Origin of the sequence: Gluconacetobacter entanii, from assembly GCF_013155425.1 — a bacterium.
Lineage (GTDB): Bacteria > Pseudomonadota > Alphaproteobacteria > Acetobacterales > Acetobacteraceae > Novacetimonas > Novacetimonas entanii.
Map to the genome: position 1 here is coordinate 17,065 of NZ_JABJWD010000025.1, position 18,332 is coordinate 35,396.

16 protein-coding genes and 2 tRNA genes are annotated in these 18,332 nt (G+C 62.3%); 12 read left to right on the forward strand and 6 right to left on the reverse strand.

All coding sequences use genetic code 11. The features are described 5' to 3' along the window. Positions 1-30 precede the first annotated feature (30 nt). The 5 genes from infA to HNH97_RS05470 all read left to right on the forward strand — a co-directional run bounded on the left by infA (position 31) and on the right by HNH97_RS05470 (position 2,335). On the forward strand, positions 31-249 hold the full coding sequence (infA, locus tag HNH97_RS05450; protein ID WP_003622234.1) for a translation initiation factor IF-1: 219 nt from the start codon (positions 31-33) through the stop codon (positions 247-249). 16 nt (positions 250-265) lie between these two features. Then, complete coding sequence (locus HNH97_RS05455; RefSeq protein ID WP_171790162.1) at positions 266-895, forward strand: Maf family protein; 630 nt, start codon at positions 266-268, stop codon at positions 893-895. After that, complete coding sequence (locus HNH97_RS05460; RefSeq protein WP_171790163.1) at positions 892-2,001, forward strand: ribonuclease E/G; 1,110 nt, start codon at positions 892-894, stop codon at positions 1,999-2,001. The genes HNH97_RS05455 and HNH97_RS05460 overlap by 4 nt, the downstream gene beginning before the upstream one ends. Further along, entirely contained in the window at positions 1,994-2,200 is a 207-nt protein-coding gene (locus HNH97_RS05465) for a DNA gyrase inhibitor YacG (protein WP_110913489.1), read from the forward strand. Before HNH97_RS05460 ends, HNH97_RS05465 begins: the two co-directional genes overlap by 8 nt. 59 nt (positions 2,201-2,259) lie before the next feature. Continuing rightward, a tRNA-Phe gene (locus HNH97_RS05470) sits at positions 2,260-2,335 on the forward strand. Between the two features lie 169 nt (positions 2,336-2,504). On the opposite strand, the gene HNH97_RS05475 is transcribed toward HNH97_RS05470, so the two are convergent. The 4 genes from HNH97_RS05475 to HNH97_RS05490 all read right to left on the reverse strand — a co-directional run bounded on the left by HNH97_RS05475 (position 2,505) and on the right by HNH97_RS05490 (position 7,218). Further along, a complete protein-coding gene (locus HNH97_RS05475) occupies positions 2,505-3,008 on the reverse strand; it encodes a GlcG/HbpS family heme-binding protein (RefSeq protein WP_171790187.1) in 504 nt (167 codons plus the stop codon). Positions 3,009-3,288: 280 nt separating this feature from the next. Then, on the reverse strand, positions 3,289-5,475 hold the full coding sequence (locus tag HNH97_RS05480; protein WP_227744232.1) for an EAL domain-containing protein: 2,187 nt from the start codon (positions 5,473-5,475) through the stop codon (positions 3,289-3,291). 749 nt (positions 5,476-6,224) lie between these two features. Then, positions 6,225-6,803 carry a cytochrome b gene (locus HNH97_RS05485; RefSeq protein WP_171790164.1) on the reverse strand — a complete coding sequence of 193 codons (579 nt, stop codon included), beginning with the start codon at positions 6,801-6,803 and terminating at the stop codon, positions 6,225-6,227. 7 nt (positions 6,804-6,810) lie between these two features. Then, a complete protein-coding gene (locus tag HNH97_RS05490; protein ID WP_146220679.1) occupies positions 6,811-7,218 on the reverse strand; it encodes a hypothetical protein in 408 nt (135 codons plus the stop codon). Positions 7,219-7,496: 278 nt separating this feature from the next. Here HNH97_RS05490 and HNH97_RS05495 point away from each other — a divergent pair, with 278 nt between their 5' ends. Further along, complete coding sequence (locus HNH97_RS05495; RefSeq protein ID WP_244949324.1) at positions 7,497-8,171, forward strand: hypothetical protein; 675 nt, start codon at positions 7,497-7,499, stop codon at positions 8,169-8,171. Between the two features lie 198 nt (positions 8,172-8,369). Here the strand turns inward: HNH97_RS05495 and HNH97_RS05500 are convergent, their stop codons facing one another. Both HNH97_RS05500 and HNH97_RS05505 read right to left on the reverse strand, forming a co-directional pair. After that, the gene (locus tag HNH97_RS05500) at positions 8,370-9,371 is read right to left on the reverse strand and encodes a ferritin-like domain-containing protein (RefSeq protein WP_110914680.1); all 1,002 of its coding nucleotides are present in this window, start codon (positions 9,369-9,371) and stop codon (positions 8,370-8,372) included. 226 nt (positions 9,372-9,597) lie between these two features. After that, positions 9,598-10,272 (reverse strand): ATP-dependent Clp protease proteolytic subunit, encoded by a 675-nt coding sequence (locus tag HNH97_RS05505; protein ID WP_110914679.1) that lies wholly within the window; start codon positions 10,270-10,272, stop codon positions 9,598-9,600. A 179-nt stretch (positions 10,273-10,451) separates the two neighbouring features. On the opposite strand from HNH97_RS05505, the gene HNH97_RS05510 reads away from it, so the two are divergent. The 6 genes from HNH97_RS05510 to HNH97_RS05535 all read left to right on the forward strand — a co-directional run bounded on the left by HNH97_RS05510 (position 10,452) and on the right by HNH97_RS05535 (position 17,898). Continuing rightward, positions 10,452-11,417 carry an OmpA family protein gene (locus tag HNH97_RS05510; RefSeq protein ID WP_244949325.1) on the forward strand — a complete coding sequence of 322 codons (966 nt, stop codon included), beginning with the start codon at positions 10,452-10,454 and terminating at the stop codon, positions 11,415-11,417. Positions 11,418-11,507: 90 nt separating this feature from the next. Beyond that, complete coding sequence (locus HNH97_RS05515) at positions 11,508-12,740, forward strand: LL-diaminopimelate aminotransferase (RefSeq protein WP_110914678.1); 1,233 nt, start codon at positions 11,508-11,510, stop codon at positions 12,738-12,740. A 29-nt stretch (positions 12,741-12,769) separates the two neighbouring features. Beyond that, positions 12,770-14,104, forward strand: coding sequence for a homoserine dehydrogenase (locus tag HNH97_RS05520; RefSeq protein ID WP_110914677.1), 1,335 nt, complete (start codon positions 12,770-12,772; stop codon positions 14,102-14,104). A gap of 114 nt (positions 14,105-14,218) precedes the next feature. Continuing rightward, complete coding sequence (recJ, locus tag HNH97_RS05525) at positions 14,219-16,075, forward strand: single-stranded-DNA-specific exonuclease RecJ (protein ID WP_171790191.1); 1,857 nt, start codon at positions 14,219-14,221, stop codon at positions 16,073-16,075. A gap of 69 nt (positions 16,076-16,144) precedes the next feature. Continuing rightward, a tRNA-Glu gene (locus tag HNH97_RS05530) sits at positions 16,145-16,220 on the forward strand. Between the two features lie 547 nt (positions 16,221-16,767). Next, positions 16,768-17,898: a helix-turn-helix transcriptional regulator gene (locus HNH97_RS05535; RefSeq protein WP_171790165.1), complete on the forward strand. Its 1,131-nt coding sequence runs from the start codon at positions 16,768-16,770 to the stop codon at positions 17,896-17,898. The last annotated feature ends 434 nt before the right edge of the window (positions 17,899-18,332 follow it).

Sequence of the window (18,332 nt, forward strand, 5' to 3'; positions counted from 1 at the left end):
CCCACCCAACCAATATGATTGAAGGATAAGATGTCCAAGGAAGACATGATCGAATTCAGCGGCACGGTGACCGAGCTGCTTCCCAACGCGATGTTCCGCGTCAAGCTGGATAACGAACACATGATCCTGGCGCACACCAGCGGCAAGATGCGCAAGAACCGCATCCGCGTGCTGGCGGGTGACCGCGTGAATGTGGAAATGACCCCCTATGACCTGAGCAAGGGTCGCATCACGTTCCGCTTCAAATAAGACGGATCGTCCGATCATGACCCGGACACCCGGTTCCTCCGTCACGGGAACGGGCGCGCAGCTTGTTCTTGCCTCTGCCTCGCCCCGGCGTCTTGATCTCCTGCGACAGGTGGGCGTGCATCCCGATCAGGTCATCGCCGCCGATATTGATGAAAACCCCCTGCCGGGGGAACTGCCGCGTTCCTATGCCCTGCGCATGGCCGATGAGAAGGCGCGCGCCGTTGCCGCCACCCTCGACATCCCGGCACTGGTGATCGGGGCCGATACCGTGGTCGCCGCCGGCCGCCGCATCCTGCCCAAGGCGGAGGACGAGGCATGCGCACGCGCCTGCCTGTCGCTTCTGTCGGGGCGGCGCCATACGGTGCTGACCGCCGTGACGCTGTACCCGAGTGCCGCGTGGACAAAGGGCCGTTCCAGCACGCGCATCGTCTCCAGCACTGTGGCATTTTCACGCATGACACCGCCGCAGGTCGATGCCCTGATCGCGGCGGGTGACTGGCGCGGGAAGGCCGGCGGTTATGCCATCCAGGGACATGCGGCGGCATTCGTGCGTTTCCTGTCCGGCAGCTATTCCGGTGTGGTCGGCCTGCCCCTGTTCGAGGTCGCGCAGATGCTGCGCGGGCAGGACGGGGACTGGATTGCGTGAGCGTGCTGATTCGCGTGGCCAGTGGCCCGGGGGAATTGCGCGTCGCGCTGACGGATGGCGAACGGCTGCTGGATTATGCGCTGTGGCGGCCTGACCTGCCCGATGGGGTGGGCGACCTGTATCGCGGCCGCGTCAGCGCCCATGTCCCCGCACTGGGCGGCACCTTCATCGACCTTACCGACGGGCAGACGGGCTTCCTGCCGGATTCCGAGGGCTGTGGCGCCATGACGCAGGGCACCGCCCTGATGGTGCGCGTCAGTCGCAGCGCGCAGGGCGGCAAGGGTGTCAGGCTGAGCCTGCGCGGCATTGCCGAACCGCGCACTGACGGCCCGCCCGCGCTGCTGTCGCGTGGTCCCGGCCCGGTGGAGCGCATGGCCGCGCAATGGCCCGACGCCCCCATCGTCATTGACGACCCGGCCGTGGGCGCGCGCCTGCCACAGGCGCTGCATGCCCGGATCGAGCGACAGCCCATGGCGTTCGACGCGGATACGGAAATGATGGCCGAATCCCTGTCCGATCCCACCGTTGCCCTGCCCGGCGGCATGTCGGCGACGATCACCCCCACCCCGGCCCTTGTCGCCATCGACATGGATGGCGGGCACACCAGCATGGACCGCAGGCCCAAGCAGACGGCGCAGTTCGCGGCAAACCGCGCGGCGCTGCCGGATCTTCTGCATCAGTTGCGGCTGCGCAACCTGTCGGGGGCCATTGTCGTGGATGCCGCCGGCCTTGCGGTGCGCAAGCGCCGGGCGCTTGCCGAACCGATCGAACAGGCGCTGTCCACCGACCCGCTGCGTCCGCGCTTTCTGGGGATCAGTGCGCTGGGACTGGCGGAAATCGTGCGCCCGCGCATCCATCCCCCCCTGCATGAACTTCTGGACAGCGTGACGGGCCGCCTGCTGCGTTCCCTGCGCCAGCAGATGCGGTCCTGCCGGGGACAGCAGGTGCCAACGCCGGTCACATTGCATGCCGGATGTGATATCGTGCGCCTGATGCGGACCTTTCCCGCATGGGCGGAGGATTTCACGCGCCTGACGGGATGCCCCTTACGCATCGTCATCGCCCCCGACCTGCCACCTGCCGGATGGAGGTACGACCATGACTGAACCCAAGACCGCTGCCCCCTGCCCTGTCTGCGGCAGACCGATGGTGCAGGCCTATCGCCCGTTCTGTTCGCGCCGCTGCGCGGATATCGACCTTGGCCGCTGGTTCACGGGGCAATATCGCGTGCCTGCCGATAATGATTTCAACGATATGGATGAAAATCACACAAGACGGGTTGATCCCGACGAAGAGGTAGGGTAAAGCCTGCACATCGTCAGGGCGGTTCATCCCGCCCCGGCCTGCCGGACGACGGCTCCGGTGCCCAAGTAGCTCAGTTGGTAGAGCATGCGACTGAAAATCGCAGTGTCGGTGGTTCGATCCCGCCCTTGGGCACCATTTCATTCCCTGAAAATATGAAATGCCGTGCAGCCATATGGGACAGTCCTCCCATAATGTCCTGACAGAATCATTTAAAAGTTTTTGGTGAAGCTTTTTTCCAAAAAGCTTCAGAAGACGCCGCCTTTTTGCAAAAAGCCGGCACCCAAAAAACCTTTATCTTTCCATCCTAGCGGAAATCCGCCCTGTATTTCTGCACCGCCGCCTGGGCGCAGGCTTCGTCCTTTTCCCCGCCCGGCGCGCCAGAAACCCCGATACCGCCCAGCACGCTGTTATCCGACACCCTGCGCAGCGTGACACCACCCGGCACGAACAGTACTTCGGGAATGGTGTTGAGCGCCCCGTTCGCCGGTCCCGTCACCTTTGCCGCGATCAGTTCGCTGGTGGTGTTCAGGTTGAACGCAAGCCCGTAGGAATAGGCCGTATAGGCCTTGCGGTAGGAGACCGACAGCGATTGCAGCGGCACGCTGTCCCCCTTGATGACAGCCTGCTGGTGGCCGGTCGTATCGACCACGGTGGCGGTCACGGAATATCCCTGCGCCGCACAGGCGCGCACGGCCTCGATCGCAAGCTGTCCGGCCATGGACCAGTCAAGCTTCTGCATGGTGACGATATGTCCCGCATGCCCGCCCGGGGATTGCGCAACCGCCGCATGCACCGCCGGAAACGCCATGAAGGCCCCAAGGACCATACCCCGCGCAATCCACCCGCATGACTGTTCCATCCGGTCATCCATTTCCTGCTGCACATATGCCGCCATCATGTCGGAGCATATGTCCGCCCCACAACCACAAAGGTGGCCACGCACATAATAGTGCGCCCCACCGCCATACCACCGGCCCCTCACACAAAACGCCATGCCGCGCCAGCACCGCCCGTCATCCGGGCAGGGGCCGCGCAACATGGCGCATCATCCGGTTCCATCCCGCCGCGAGGGGACGGGCCTGTAGGGTTCAGGCCGCGCGGGCGCGCACCCACTCCGCGACCCCTTCGGGCGGCATCGGGCGGGCGAACAGGTAGCCCTGCATGACGTCGCATTTCAGGCTCGTGAGCATGTCACGCTGCTGCTCGGTCTCCACGCCTTCGGTCACGACCGTCATGCCAAGGCGCGAACCGATGCCGATGACCGCCGTCGTCACCGCCTGGGCGTTCGCATCATGGTCGAGGTTCATGATGAAGCTGCGGTCGATCTTGATCTCGCTCAGCGGCAGGCGCGTCAGGCGCGACAGCGAGGAATAGCCCGTGCCGAAATCATCCATCGACAGGCCGATGCCAAGGTTGCGGATCGCCTGCAGCACGGCCATCGTCTCGTCATTTTCCTCCATCATGACGCTTTCGGTGATCTCCACCGTCAGGCGCTCCGCCGGGAGGCCATGGTCACGCAGGAGGCTGGACAGGTATTCCGGCAGCAGGCGGTCGCGGAAATGCCCGGCCGACAGGTTGACCGCCATGGTGGGAACATGCACGCCGTCGCGATCCCACATCGTCATCTGGCGCACGGCCTTTTCCAGCGACCATTTGCCGATCGCCTCGATCTGGCCCGTTTCCTCCGCCACCGCGATGAAACGGGAGGGATAGATGTTGCCCAGCGTGGGATGGTTCCAGCGCGACAGCGCCTCCACCCCGTAGATCATGCCCGTGCTGGATTCCACCTGTGGCTGGTAATGCAGCGTCAGCAGGCCATCGGCAATGGATTCACGCAGCGCAAGCCCCAGCACAAGGCGGTCCTGCGCGGCCTTGTTATCCTCGCTGGAGGCGACGCGGAATGTGCCCGGCCCCTGCTTCTTCGCGTTGCGCATCGCCTGCTCGGCATAGCTGAGGAGCGATTCCCCGTCCGGCCCATGCTCCGGATACTGGCTGATGCCGATCCCCACGGTCCCGACGATCTGGTTGCCCGCGATCTCGATGGGTTCGCGCATGCAGTCCATGATCTTGCGCGCGAAATCGGCCACCGTGTCATCGGTGACATTGGGCACGATGATGATGAACTCGTTCGCGCCGGAACGGCTGAGGATGTAATTGCTGCGCGACAGCCGCCTGAGGCGTTCCGCCACGGCCTTGAGGAACCCGTCGCCATGCACATGGCCCAGCGCGTCGTTGATGTCGCGGAAACGGTCAATGTCGATCATGTACACCGCAAAGCGGGATTCATTGGGCGACGTGATCATCGTCCTGAGCATCCGGTGGGCAACCGAACGGTTCAGGAAGCCGGTCACCGGATCATAGTTCGACAGTTGCGAGATATGCTGCCGGGCCTCGTGCTGTTCGATCACCAGCCCGCAGAACGGCACGCACCCTTCGACGATCTTCTGCGGCCAGTTGCTCAGCTTGTGCTGGTTGCGCGAATACAGCGCGAAGATGCCAAGCGAACGGCCCTTGCGGTTCTTGATCGCCAGCGCCCAGCATGAATGCAGCCCCAGCGACGCCCCAAGGGCGAGGTAGCTGTCCCACACGATGGTCGTGGCCTCCGTCGGGTCGGAATCCAGCGCGTTCAGGTCGGCCTGCGTCAGGGTCAGCCGTTCCAGCGCCAGCGCGAAACGCCGCGGCAGGCCGGGACCGGAGAGGATCTGCAGGCGGTTTTCATCATCAAGGAGGATCAGCACCGCGATCGTGTTGGGGACGAAGCCCTCGACCTCCTGGCAGATCATGTCCGCCACGTCCTGGATCATGGCATCGCCCGACAGGGCGTGAAAGACGCTGTTCTGCAGGTCGAGCAGACGCTTGCGATGCCCTTCCTCCGTCACGCCCTTCATGAACGCCATGTAGTAGCGCTTTTTCTCCGGCCCGATCAGCGCGGTCGAAATCGACATCTCGCCGGAGATGTAGTCCCCGGCCTTGCTTTCGAACGTGACCTCACGCGATGTACCGACGATCTTGTTGATGCCTGTCCTGCGGTTGGCGTCAATATAGCTGTCATGTTCCTGGCGATAGATACTGGGCACAAGGCAGCTTACATTCCGGCCCAGCACTTCTTCCTTGGAATAGCCCCACAGGTGTTCCGCTGCTGTATTGAAGAAGACGACGATGTTCCTGTCATCAATGATAACGACACCATCCGAGGCCTGTTCCAGCAGGTCGAGACCAATATGGGAGTCCATCGGCAGCAGGGAAGACGCGGTTTTTGTATCGATCTCATTCATGGGGTCATGGGTCCACAGTCATCAACAGATCAGGAAATAACGGCACGCCGGACATCGGGACCTGACATGACACCCCTGCGGGAGGGGCCGTCGCTGCAATGGGGGCAGGTTTGCCGGATGCCGAAACGTTATTTCAGGAGAATTCAAGAATACCGCGTCGCCCCTTAAACCGGGATGGCGATATTCAGAATATTCATATCATTTTATTGTATGCTACCTTCATACATTTCTAAAAATGAAGTATACATGAAAATACAAGGTCATGGGATACCTGTTTTGTGTTTCACGATTTATTAATGAAATCGCGAGAGTGTTGCAAGGGTAAAGATACATATCTGATGCAATTAATTTGGCCGGACAGTGTTCCCGGCCATGGGCATCAGGCAGGATGTTTTTATATTTTCCACTTTTATATCAACAACATACAAACATACTCGGTTGATTGTAACGGACAGTAACCGTTGCGTCTGATTTCCAAAAAGATAATTTCAGTTTTTGTTTAAATTGCGACTTCTGCGCCCTGCTTTGCCCATATTTTGTACAGTTTGGAACAGTTCCTGTCGTATCTTCAGGGCGGGCCAGCAATGTATAAGAATAATATCCTATACATTCATCAGTATTTCTACTTTACTTGTGTTTTTAGTAGGAATAAAATCCTGCGCATGGCAGGGATGCGGTTCAGCCCGGACATCATGTTCCGTCATGAGGGGCAGCCATGACGGAACATGTCATTAAAAATACGTAATCTTTCAGCCCGCCTGCCTGCGCGGTGGCATCATGCGCTGCAGAACCCCGTCATGGCAGATGACGGCATGGTATATGGCGGCCATCGCATGAAACGCCGCGACCACGATCAGGCCCCATGCCAGCCAGTGATGGCACTGCCCGAAAACCCGCTGCACGCCGACACCCATATCGGCAAAGGGGGAGTTGATCGGCACGCCGAACGCCACGACCGGCCGCCCGCGCGACCAGCGGAGCATGTAGCCCAGCACGATTTCCGCGCCCAGCATGACATACAGCAGCCAGTGGACCATCCGCGCCACATGGTCGAGCGGCGTGCGCATGGGGAAACGGATGGCCCGCCCGCCCGTCACGGCCCAGACGATACGGGTCAGGAAGGTCGCGGCCAGCAGCACCCCGACCGAGGTGTGCGTCATGATCATGCCCACCCGCACCACGGTGCCACGCGGCATGAAGCCCCATGTCTCACCAAACGCGAACTGCACCAGCACCATCACTGCCGTCAGCCAGTGCAGCCATCGTGTCTCCACACTGTAGCGGACGGGAAGCGGCCCCCCGGATGGGGGCACAGGGGATACGGGCATGCGGACCTCAGTTCATTCCGGGCGCTGCGGAACTGTCCACGCCACCGACGTTCATGTTGCTGAATGTCCCGCCATCGGGCGACCCCATGCCGGGCACCGCCTCGCTGGACCCGCCGGGGATCGTGCTCTGCGACTGGATGCCGCCGCCATCACCATACCGGTCGGACGGCATGATGCCATCGCCCGTGCCCATCCCGGCCTCGGGTGAATTATACTGCGATGTGGAGCCGGCGTCCGGTCCGTAATTGTCAAGGCGGCTGTCACCGCTATATCCACCGCCATACTGGCTGCCGCCATAGGTCGCGCCCCCTGCGGGCGGACGCGCCTGCGCCATGTCCACCGCGCCCGCCATTCCCGCAACCAGCAGGCCCGCCGTCAGCAGCCGCCACCGTGGGGTCTTTTCATATCCGGCCATCTTCATCCTCCGCTCATCATTCCAGCATGTCATCCTGTCACGCGCCCACGCTTGCGGCCATGCGCGACAGGTCCGTCCGTCAAGGAGGCACGATAGCGCCGTCAGGTGTTAATATCCAACAACTCCCCCATGACGGGATGGCACATATGCGTGCCCTGCCGGGGGCGTACGGACATGGATGAACTCCACCGCCCGATGCCCCGCCGGCCTGGCGCAGGCGCGTGGCGGCCCCTGTAATTCCACGATTTGCAGCCGCCGCCCGGGACGATGCGCATGGCATGCGCCACCTTTGCGCCCCACGCGCCCCGCAGCAGACGCGACCGAGCCATACCGTGACCGGACGGCTGCCGCCGGGGCCGGTTGCACCGCCGGGGCAGGAAGCGCACAGTCAGGCTGCCGTCTTCAGGCAGGATATCGCACGCAAGCGGAGATCACCGATGACCACCCTGTCCACCCTCCCCCTGACCCAGATGAAGGTCGTACCCGACCTGCTCGCCGCACCGGTGGGGACGGTCCTCCTCGCCTCGGAAATATCGCGTGACGAACCCAAGATCGTCATTCGCAGCCGCCTCGTCTCGGCCGAAGGCACGAAACCCGGGCTGATCCTGATGACCCCGGAAATGAAAGGATATTTCGCCCCGGACGAATTCTGCACCGAATTCGTGCGCAGCGCGCTCGACGTGACCGAGGTGATGCCCGCCATCCTGACCAGGATCCTGCCCGGCTTCCGCTACAAGTTCGATGCGGTGGTGCGCGGTGACGTGTGGCACCTGCAGGATGAAAAGGGACAGGATTTCGCGGGCCTTGCCATCGGTTCGGACGAGGAGGAGAGCAAGGTGTTCGGCTATGCCCGGATTACCGATGGCCGCATCGGTGACATCATCCCGGCAAAGCGCCTTGCCTATCTGGGGCAACTCGACTTCGCTGCCGCGCCGGCGAAGGTCACTGTGTAAGTGACTGTTAAAAAATAAACGTTTTCGGGGGCCGTCTTTTTTTTAAAAGGCGGCGTCTTTTGAAGCTTTTTGAAAAAAGCTTCACCAAAAACTTCTTTAAGTTATTCAGATAGTTATATAGCCCAACGAAAACGGCCCCGCCCCCGGCCTTTGATGGCAGGAGACGGGGCCGCGTCAGGCACGCATCATCCGGGGAGATCAGGAGATGGCCTGCTTCCCCTCCAGCTTGCGCGATTCAGGCGTGCGCGGCAGGAAAAAGCGCAGGAAACGTGCAAGGTTCGGCGCCAGCTTCGGCCGCAGCAGGCGCGGGTCATAGCCCGAGAAGCGGCGTTCGTTTTCATTGAGGCACAGGTCAAGGAAATCACGCAGCGGCATGTCGATGCTCGCCACTTCCTTGGTGCCGTTGACGGTGAAATTGTTGTCCTGTTCGTGGACATTGCCATCGGCATCCATCGTCTGCGCCATGCCGAGGCGTTCATAGACCAGGAACACCCACACCGCGAGGACACGGATCTCGAACCACGGGCGCTTCCACAGCGGCATCGTCGCGCGGTGCCATGCCAGCCAGTTCGCGAACAGCAGGATATGGCGGCATTCCTCCTGCATCACCGGCTCGAACGTCTCGACAAGTTCCGCCGGGAAGAAGCCCGAACGCTTCGCCACCTCGAACAGGCCGAAGGCAAAGAAACTGTCCACACATTCGGAAAAGCCGGTCACGAGGTAGGCCCACTCCACATCACGCGGTTCGTGGTAGGTCGGCTCCGACGCCAGCGGGATGCCATAGGCCTCCACCATCTTGGAGAGGACCTCCTTGTGGCGGTTTTCCTCCCACGCGTTGCGCGACAGGGCATCCTTCATGTCCGGGTCGTCAATCAGGCGGGCATAGGCCGCCATGCGCAGGCGGGCCTTGCCCTCGGTCTGCACCGCGATGTCCCAGATCGGCAGCGACGTAACCCGGCGCAGCGTCTCCGCATCCAGCTTGGGCCATTCGATGACGGACGGCTTGTAGGGGTTGAAGGTCTCGCGGAACATCTCCGCCACGGCGCGCTTGTGCTCCACCGAACCGGGCTTCAGCGGCCCGGGCACCGGACTCGACCAGTGACGCGCCGTGTAATCCGCCTTCGCCACGGCTTCAGGGGTAGCCGCGCCGGGGTCCTGCGCTTCGGGCAGGTTGGTATAGATGTCTGAAAGTGCGTTCATGTGTCAGCTCGCTGATCGAAACGGTAACGCGGGAATTCACCGATCGGCTGGCATCAAAAAAAACAGTCCGCCGCCATCGCGGCACATGGAACGGGTCGTGCCGACCGGGCAATGAACTGTTCTTCGTTGCACAAGGACGCTGAATTCCTGGCGGACCCTGTTATGCGCCCCATTGGGGCGACAGCAGCAGTATGGGGGCTGCCGCCATCGCCGCCCTTGTCATGGATCAATGAATGTCGGAGATCTTTTCGATCACGCGTGTGACGAGGCCATACTCGATCGCCTCCGGCGCGGACATCCAGTAGTTACGGTCGGTATCCTTGCAGATCTTCTCGTACGGCTGCCCGGTTTCGCGCGCGAACAGGCGGTTGAGGCGTTCGCGCATCTTGACGATCTCGCGCGCCTCGATGTCGATGTCCGTGGCGGGACCACGCACGCCGCCCATCGGCTGATGCAGCAGGAAGCGCGTGTTGGGCAGGCAGTAGCGCCGCTCCTTGTTTCCCGCCGCGTAAATCAGCGCACCCGCCGACGCCACCCATCCGGTGCCGATCATGTTGACCGGGGCCACCGAATCGACAAAGCGGATCATGTCATGGATCGTGTCGCCACTTTCCACATGCCCGCCGGGCGAATTGACATACACGTCAATCGGCCTGTCCGACGCACCGGCCAGCGCCAGCAGGCGGCCGGTGACATCACGAGCGATCTTGTCATTGATCGGCCCGAACACCAGCACCTTGCGCTGGTCGAACAGGCGGCTTTCAAGTTCGCTGATGGGCGAGGAGAGCGTGCGGTTACGATCGGGTTCCTCGGTCTCCGGGCCTTGGGGTTCGGGGATGTCGGGATCGCGCGGATCCTCGTCATCCATGCGGACGCGATCTTTCGGCTGCATGCCGTTCATTGGGCTCTCCCTCTTTTCCGGGGCTGGCATAGTCATCCCCCTATCCTGCGCTGCCTTGGCCGTGGTGCCAAGCCCTGTCAAGCGATCGGGGTCCTGCGACCCCGCGCGCCGCCCCTCGCTATGACGGGCGGGACAGGGTAGTAGGAAACATCGTGTGACATCTGTTTGACGGAGTGGATATGGGCAATCCTGCGCCCGCGCCAAGTTCCGATGCGTTCTTTTTCGTGCGTCGCGGCCGTTCGTGCCGTGGGGCGGCGGGCAATGGGGCACGCCTGGCATGGGCCGTCGCCGCCATGGCCCTGCTTGGCGGATGCGGCTCGGGCCATCGCGATACGGTCGATACGCTGGCGGACTGGTACCACAACCACCAGGGCGGCGTCATCGGGCAGCAGCGCCCCCCCCCACCCGGCGCGCATGACCCGTATCCGCATGTCGGGCTTGGCCCGCGGGAGGCCCCGGTCCTGCCGTCACAGGACCTGCGCGACGACATCACAACCGACCTGCGTGAACAGCGCAACCTGATCCACCGCGAGGACGCGACGATGGGCCCGATTCCCTCGGTCGCGGAGGTACCGCCACCGCCCGCGACCCCCGCGACGGGCACGCAGTCGGCGTCCTTCGCCGCGGCCCCGGCCGCCCCCGCCACCACGTCACGCCCGGCGCATGAGGCCGACGACGCCACGATCGCGATGCCCGAGGTCAGCAACGCCCTGCCGACGGATGCGCAGATCCTGCCCACCACCCTGCCCGCGCTGGCCAAGGCCCCGCCGGAGCCCGTGACCCTTGCGGGGATCGGGACGATCGGCACGAACGAGGGCGTCAGCCGTCCCCTGCCGGATTACCAGCTTGACAACGACCAGGGGCGCGCCATCGGCTTCGCCCCCGGTTCGGACCAGATGCAGCACGGGCAGGAGCGCGCGCTGTCGGACGTGGCGCGCGCACGCGGTGACGGGACCATCGTCATCAACGGGTATGGCGACGCCACCACGGCCAGCGCGCAGGGACAGGCGCAGGCCATGTCGCTTGCGATCCTGCGCACCCGTACGCTGGCGCACGCGCTGGTGGCGCAGGGGGTGCCGGAATCGGCGATCCGCCTGCATGCGGCGGCGTTCGGGACTGGTGCAAGAGTTGGCATCGTGCACTAATGTATCGGCCGGTCTGCCATCCTGGCGGCCGGGACTTCAGATTCCCAACCCGGCGCGATCCCTGATCCCGCCTGCCTGCAGAGCAGTCCCATGACCGAAGAATTCCATCGCATCCGCCGTCTGCCGCCCTATGTTTTCGCCGAAGTGAACAAGGCCAAGGCCAGCGCGCGGGCCCGCGGGGAAGACATCATCGATCTGGGAATGGGCAATCCCGACACGCCCACGCCCTCGCACATCGTGCAGAAACTGGTGGAAACCGTGGCGGATCCGCGCGCGCACCGCTATTCCGTCAGCCGTGGCATCCCCGGCCTGCGCCGTGCGCTTGCGGGGTATTACGAACGCCGCTTCAATGTCGGCCTCGACCCCGAAACCGAAGTGATCGCGACCCTTGGCTCCAAGGAAGGGCTGGCGAACCTTGCCGCCGCCATCACCAGTCCGGGCGACACGATCCTGGTGCCCAACCCGTCCTATCCGATCCACCAGTTCGGATTCATCATCGCCGGCGCCTCCGTCCGTTCCATTCCCGCCACCCCGGACGAGGAAATGCTGCGCGCGCTCGAACGTGCGGTGCATCATTCGGTGCCCAAGCCCACCGCGCTGATTGTCAATTTTCCGTCAAATCCGACCGCCTATGTCGCGGACCTCGACTTCTACCGTGAACTCGTCGCCTTCGCGCGCAGGCACGAGATCTGGATCATGTCCGACCTTGCCTATGCCGAAATCTATTTCGGGGACCGCGTGCCGCCCTCCATCCTCGAGGTACCGGGTGCCAAGGACATCGCGGTGGAGTTCACCTCCCTGTCGAAGACCTATTCCATGGCGGGGTGGCGCATGGGCTTTGCGGCGGGCAACCCGCGCCTGATCGCCGCACTGACGCGCATCAAGTCGTATCTCGATTACGGGGCGTTCACCCCGATCCAGGTCGCCGCCGTCGCGGCACTCAGCGGGCCGCAGGACTGCGTCGCGGAAATCCGCAACATCTACCGCGAACGCCGCGACGTGCTGATCCGTGGCCTGCACGCGGCCGGGTGGGACGTGCCCTCGCCCGAAGGTTCCATGTTCGCATGGGCCCCCATCCCCGAGAAGTTCCGTGAGATGGGCAGTGTCGGCTTCTCCAAGCTGCTGCTGAAGGAGGCGGGCGTCGCCGTCGCCCCCGGCCTTGGCTTTGGCGAACATGGGGAGGGCTTCGTGCGCATCGGCCTTGTGGAAAACACCCAGCGCCTGCGCCAGGCGACGCGTGCGATCCGCCATTTCATGTCGGCCCACAACGCGGCCGCCCCCGCGCCACGGCGTGACCCCGCGGTCACGGATTCCGTTTCCTGAACGCCTTTACACTTCCCTACGGAAAAAACATGACTGCTGCTTCTTCACCTGTTGAGCCCCCTCCCCTGCGCATCGGTATCGCGGGGCTGGGCACGGTTGGCGCCGGTGTCGTCAGGATGCTGCGTGAAAATGCCGCGCTGATCACCGCGCGCGCCGGGCGTCGCCTGGTCGTCACCGCGGTCAGCGCGCGCGACCGCACGCGCGATCGTGGCGTGGACCTGTCGGATGTCGCATGGTGCGACGACGCCGCCGAACTTGCGGCGCATCCCGATGTCGATGTCGTGGTCGAACTGGTCGGTGGCGCGGAAGGCATCGCGCGCAGGATCGTCACCGGCGCGCTGGAAAACGGCCGGCCGGTCGTCACCGCGAACAAGGCGCTGATGGCGATCCATGGCGCGGAACTCGCGACACTGGCGCAGAAGGCCAATGTGCCGCTGATGTTCGAGGCGGCGGTCGCCGGCGGCATCCCCGCCATCAAGACCGTGCGCGAGGCGCTGGCCGGGGACCGTATCCTCAAGGTCGGCGGCATCCTCAATGGCACGTGCAACTACATCCTGACCGCGATGCGCGAGACGGGGCGTGACTTTGCCGACATCCTCGCCGATGCGCAGAAACTTGGCTATGCCGAGGCCGATCCCTCCACCGACGTGGACGGGGTGGACGCGGCGCACAAGCTTGCGATCCTTGCCGGGCTTGCGTTCGGCCGGCCGGTCGTCTTCGCCTCGGTCTATATCGAGGGGATCCGCCGCATCGGTGCGCTGGACCTGCATTTCGCACGTGAACTGGGCTATCGCATCAAGCTGCTGGGCATCGCGCGGCAGCATGCGAACGGGATCGAGGCGCGGGTGCATCCGTGCCTCGTGCCGAACACGACCCCGATTGCGCAGGTCGATGGCGTGTTCAACGCCGTCGTGGTCGAAGGCGCGTTTGTCGGCCGCCTGATGCTGGAGGGTCGTGGCGCGGGCGAAGGCCCCACCGCCACCGCCGTCACCGCCGACCTGATCGACATCGCGCGCGGCAACGCCATTCCCGTATGGGGACGCAGCACCGATGGCCTGACGCAGGCCGTCGCCCTGCCGCGCGCGCAGTTTTCGGGCCGGTATTACCTGCGGCTGAACGTCGTGGACCGTCCGGGCGTGCTGGCGGACATCACGGCGGTGCTGCGCGATGATGGCGTGTCGCTGCATACGATGCTGCAACATGCGCATGCGCGTGAGACGCTGCCCGATGACAGTTACAGCGTGCCGCTGGTGCTGATTACCCATCACACCAGCGAGGCGGCGATGCTGCATGCGCTCAGGCACATCGCGCAACTCAAGTCGGTGCTCGACGAACCGGCCATGATCCGGATCGAGGGGGACTGATCCCTCCTTCCGCCCCCTTACGTTCCCACTCCCCAAGGATTCCCCGATGACCAACGCCCCTGCCGCCCACAGCCCCGTTCCCCGGCACACCGCGACGGGAGCGCGGGCATGAGCATGGGGGACATGACGGACGGGGTGCTGGCGGCAGGGACGGTGGAGGATGCGGACACCAGCGCCCTGGTGCTGGGCGTGCGTTCCAGCCTGACGGGACGGCGATGGCTGTGGCGTGACCCGTCGGCCACGCTTGATTCCGGGCTTACCGCGCGCATGGGCATGGCGATCATGCAGCAGGCCGGGGTGCCCGAAGTCGTCGGGCGCATGCTGGCGATGCGCGGGGTCGCACCCGACGCCGTGCAGGATTTCCTCAGCCCCACGCTGCGCGCGCTGATGCCCGATCCCGCCGGCATGATCGACATGGACAAGGCGGCACGGCGTCTGGCGCAGGCCATCACCACATCGGAAACCGTTGGCGTCTTTGGCGATTACGACGTGGATGGCGCCTGTTCGGCGGCGCTGCTGACGCATTTCCTGCGCCAGATGGGCTGTCGCGTCATCACCCATGTCCCCGACCGCATGAGCGAGGGCTATGGCCCCAATACCCCCGCGCTGGAGGCGATGATCGCCGATGGCGCGGGCCTGATCGTCTGCGTGGACTGTGGCACGGCGGCGGGGGACATCCTCTCCCCCCTGTCGGCACGGGTGGACATCATCGTGCTGGACCATCACAAGGTGCAGGGCGCGCTGCCACGCATCACCGCGACGGTCAACCCGAACCGGCTTGACTGCGCCTCGCGCCTGCATGGGGCGTGCGCCGCGGCCGTGACCTTCATGGCGGTGGTCGCCACCACGGGCGTGCTGCGCCGCGAAGGGTGGTTCGAAACACGGCCCATGCCGCAACTGATGGACTATCTCGACCTCGTGGCGCTGGCGAGCGTGTGTGACGTCATGCCGCTGACGGGACTGAACCGCGCCTTTGTCACGCAGGGGATGAAGGTCATGGCCCGCCGCCAGCGTGTTGGCCTGAACGCGCTGCTTGACGTTTCCGGTGTGACGGACGACCGGCTGACCTCCACCACCTGCGGCTTCGCCCTTGGCCCGCGCATCAACGCGGGCGGGCGGATCGCGGAATCGGGACTGGGGCTGGAACTGCTGCTGTGCGAGGACGAGGCGGAAGCCCGGCGCCTGGCGGAGCGTCTGGATGCGGTCAACCGCCGCCGCCAGACGGTGGAGGGCGATATCCTCGACATCGCGATGGAAATGGCCACCCGCCAGCGGGAGGAAGGCCATCCGGTCCTGCTGCTGTGCGGCCGCGACTGGCATCCCGGCGTGGTGGGCATCGTGGCGGGACGGGTGAAGGAACGCTTCAACCGCCCCGTGCTGGTCGGTGCGATGCTGGAGGATGGCAGCGTCAAGGGATCGGCGCGTTCCGTGCCGGGGATCGACCTGGGCACGGCCATCATCGCGGCGCGGCAGGCGGGCCTGCTGACCTCGGGCGGGGGGCATGCGATGGCGGCGGGGTTTGGCCTGAAGGCCGAAAACATTTCCGCGCTGCACACATTCCTTGATGAACGGCTGGAGAAGGCGGCCGCATTGCCCGACGCGGTGGATCTGAGCATTGAAGGCATCGTGAGTGTCCGGGCCGCGACGGTGGAACTGGCAAATGATATCGGGCGCCTGGCCCCGTTCGGTTCGGGCAATGACGAACCGCTGCTGGCGCTGCCGCGCGTGCGCATCGTGCGTGCCGACCGCATCGGGCGCGAGAGCAATACGCTACGCCTGATGATCGAGGGGGAAGGTGGCGGCCCGCGCCTGAAGGCGCTGCTGTTCCGTGCTGGCGACAATCCCATGACGCCCGTGCTGGAGGATCGCAACGCCCCGCCCCTGCATCTGGCCGGATGGCTGCAGGCCCAGACATGGAATGGCCGCACGACCGCCAGTTTCTTCATCCGTGACGCGGCTTTTGCGAATTAATTTTCATATTCTGATTTCAGGGGGTTGACCGCCCCCGCCTGTCGGGATATCTACCCGCTCACGCCTTTAGTCCCGTTCGTCTAGAGGCCTAGGACACCGCCCTTTCACGGCGGCAACACGGGTTCGAATCCCGTACGGGACGCCAGCTATTTTACCGCAGTTTACTGTGGGTCTTAGCTGATTACAGGCATTTCTCTGATATCCGATCTGCTGGACTTTGAGCCAGACTGGTTTCCGTCATTCGGGAACAGTTTAGTGATGTCAGAAAGCCTCATCAGGTAAATCATAAAAGACGACTGTCATCCCCACCACTACGGGCAGGCCGCTGCCGCAGGGTGTATGGTGCCATAGCCCCGGCCAGAATCAGGCCCGGAAGATGATGGACGCACAGATCATGACCACCGCCGCCCCGGATCAATGGCGGTTTCTCTGCGACGCATCATCAGGTCGGATATTTATTCAGGAAATTCAAATTATTATACCCGCCTGCCTTGCAATGGGACAGCGCCATGCCTGCATCGGTGGGATTTATCCACCCCGCATGTGTCATGGATCTGGCGACGCCAAGTGCAGATATGCGCCCGCCCCTCCCATTTGGGAGGGTGTCTGATGTAAAATTGGGTTAATATATACATCAATCAGATTTGAAAAAGATTTCACCAAGATATCCGCAGTTCGACAGGTCCATGCAGATGCTTCAAAAAGTCAATTCCATTATCGAGACCATATATGGATCAGCACTGGGCACCTGCGATTGGAAAGACACGCTTCAGAAATGTGCAAAACTTATCGATGTCGCGGCCCTTGCCGTCGTGCCGTTCGATCCGAATCTCAAGGAACTCTTACTGACGTCCCTTAACAAGCCGGAACACGACGCGTCATCCCAAGATTATTTCCATGGGACAGATCCATATTATAAAATAGACCCATACAATAAACTATTCAAATACAAGAAAAACATATTGGGAGATTTTCCTGATATCGACCTCATCAGCGAAGATGAAATTAAAAAATCTCCATTTTATCATGAGTTCCTGAAAAAATATGATTGGGGCCGTGTAAATGTCTTTGTTGACCAGGACATATTCACATCCGGGATAAAAATCTCCACCCAGAGGTATAATGGACAGAGAGGCGAAACGGATAACGAAAACTACGTAAGGAACATCATCTCCAGACATATATGCCAGTCATTGAGTTTTTCAAATATATATAATTCATTAATACTTGAAAATACCTACAAAATTTATGACCATATGGATTTTGGAATCGCTTTGTTAAAAAGCAATGGCAAAATACTTATGATGAATCCCATATTCAAATCCCTGATTGGGAATGCATTGACTTACGAAGGCGGCAGACTGTCTTCCACCAATCAGAAGAACAAACATCAGATAACAAGAATCCTGAACAAAGTCAGTTATGTACAGGATGCTCTCCAGCCTCCCGAATTTGCTGTCATCAACGGCACGAACGGGGAAAAAATCCTGTTGAAGGCCATGAAGATATCCCGCCTGGAACTCAATGGCCCATTACTGAAGAATAATGATTTCATTGTCCTTCTGGCAAAAAATCTGCAACCCGCCCTGCCTGATATTTCAGGCATCATGCAGACACTGGGCCTGACAAGGTCGGAAGCGCGCCTTGCCAGTATTGTCGGGGTGGGGCATCCGCCACGTCAGGCCGCGAAAATCATCGGCATATCGGAACAATATGCCCGAACCATGCTCAAGGAAATCTTCTACAAACTGAACGTGAACAGTCAGAGCCAGCTTGCCGCCCTTATCGGAAATATTTCGTCCTTTGGGCGATTTTCTGATTAAACCGTCCAAAGGATCAACCGAAAGGCCAGGCCAGAGAGGCAGCCTGACTTGTTACGACCATTCCCTTCCGCCTCCATCGCGCGCTCAATGAGGCAGGACCCCGGCCCTGCCCATCGCCCAGCCGCAACTGCGTCATCCGGGCGCCTGAGCCTTCCATCAACGCGATACATCCCGCACGAACACATGTGTCGAGGGAAAAGGGTTTTCCCGAATTCTTCCATCCACATGCAGCGAAGCCCATCCCCCAGTCGAACCCCGAGGGCGGGCAGGTCGCTTGCAGGGCCATTTTCAATAAATTATTACTGACCGGTCAAATAATACCAGCCGTCCCGCCACCTGACCCGGAAGCCCCCGCCCTGATGCCAGCCAACACTGTCATATCGCGTGAAATCCGCCTGTTTATCGGGCGCAGGGCCGCTACAGTAAGGCGGAAC

What these genes read in the sequence shown, in the direction of transcription:
- infA (WP_003622234.1), top strand. Translation starts at nt 31, where the DNA reads ATGTCCAAGGAAGACATGATCGAATTCAGCGGCACGGTGACCGAGCTG.
- HNH97_RS05455 (WP_171790162.1), top strand. Translation starts at nt 266, where the DNA reads ATGACCCGGACACCCGGTTCCTCCGTCACGGGAACGGGCGCGCAGCTT.
- HNH97_RS05465 (WP_110913489.1), top strand. Translation starts at nt 1,994, where the DNA reads ATGACTGAACCCAAGACCGCTGCCCCCTGCCCTGTCTGCGGCAGACCG.
- HNH97_RS05475 (WP_171790187.1), bottom strand. Translation starts at nt 3,008, where the DNA reads ATGGCGTTTCCGGCGGTGCATGCGGCGGTTGCGCAATCCCCGGGCGGG.
- HNH97_RS05480 (WP_227744232.1), bottom strand. Translation starts at nt 5,475, where the DNA reads ATGAATGAGATCGATACAAAAACCGCGTCTTCCCTGCTGCCGATGGAC.
- HNH97_RS05485 (WP_171790164.1), bottom strand. Translation starts at nt 6,803, where the DNA reads ATGCCCGTATCCCCTGTGCCCCCATCCGGGGGGCCGCTTCCCGTCCGC.
- HNH97_RS05490 (WP_146220679.1), bottom strand. Translation starts at nt 7,218, where the DNA reads ATGGCCGGATATGAAAAGACCCCACGGTGGCGGCTGCTGACGGCGGGC.
- HNH97_RS05495 (WP_244949324.1), top strand. Translation starts at nt 7,497, where the DNA reads ATGCGCCACCTTTGCGCCCCACGCGCCCCGCAGCAGACGCGACCGAGC.
- HNH97_RS05500 (WP_110914680.1), bottom strand. Translation starts at nt 9,371, where the DNA reads ATGAACGCACTTTCAGACATCTATACCAACCTGCCCGAAGCGCAGGAC.
- HNH97_RS05505 (WP_110914679.1), bottom strand. Translation starts at nt 10,272, where the DNA reads ATGAACGGCATGCAGCCGAAAGATCGCGTCCGCATGGATGACGAGGAT.
- HNH97_RS05510 (WP_244949325.1), top strand. Translation starts at nt 10,452, where the DNA reads ATGGGCAATCCTGCGCCCGCGCCAAGTTCCGATGCGTTCTTTTTCGTG.
- HNH97_RS05515 (WP_110914678.1), top strand. Translation starts at nt 11,508, where the DNA reads ATGACCGAAGAATTCCATCGCATCCGCCGTCTGCCGCCCTATGTTTTC.
- HNH97_RS05520 (WP_110914677.1), top strand. Translation starts at nt 12,770, where the DNA reads ATGACTGCTGCTTCTTCACCTGTTGAGCCCCCTCCCCTGCGCATCGGT.
- recJ (WP_171790191.1), top strand. Translation starts at nt 14,219, where the DNA reads ATGGGGGACATGACGGACGGGGTGCTGGCGGCAGGGACGGTGGAGGAT.
- HNH97_RS05535 (WP_171790165.1), top strand. Translation starts at nt 16,768, where the DNA reads ATGCTTCAAAAAGTCAATTCCATTATCGAGACCATATATGGATCAGCA.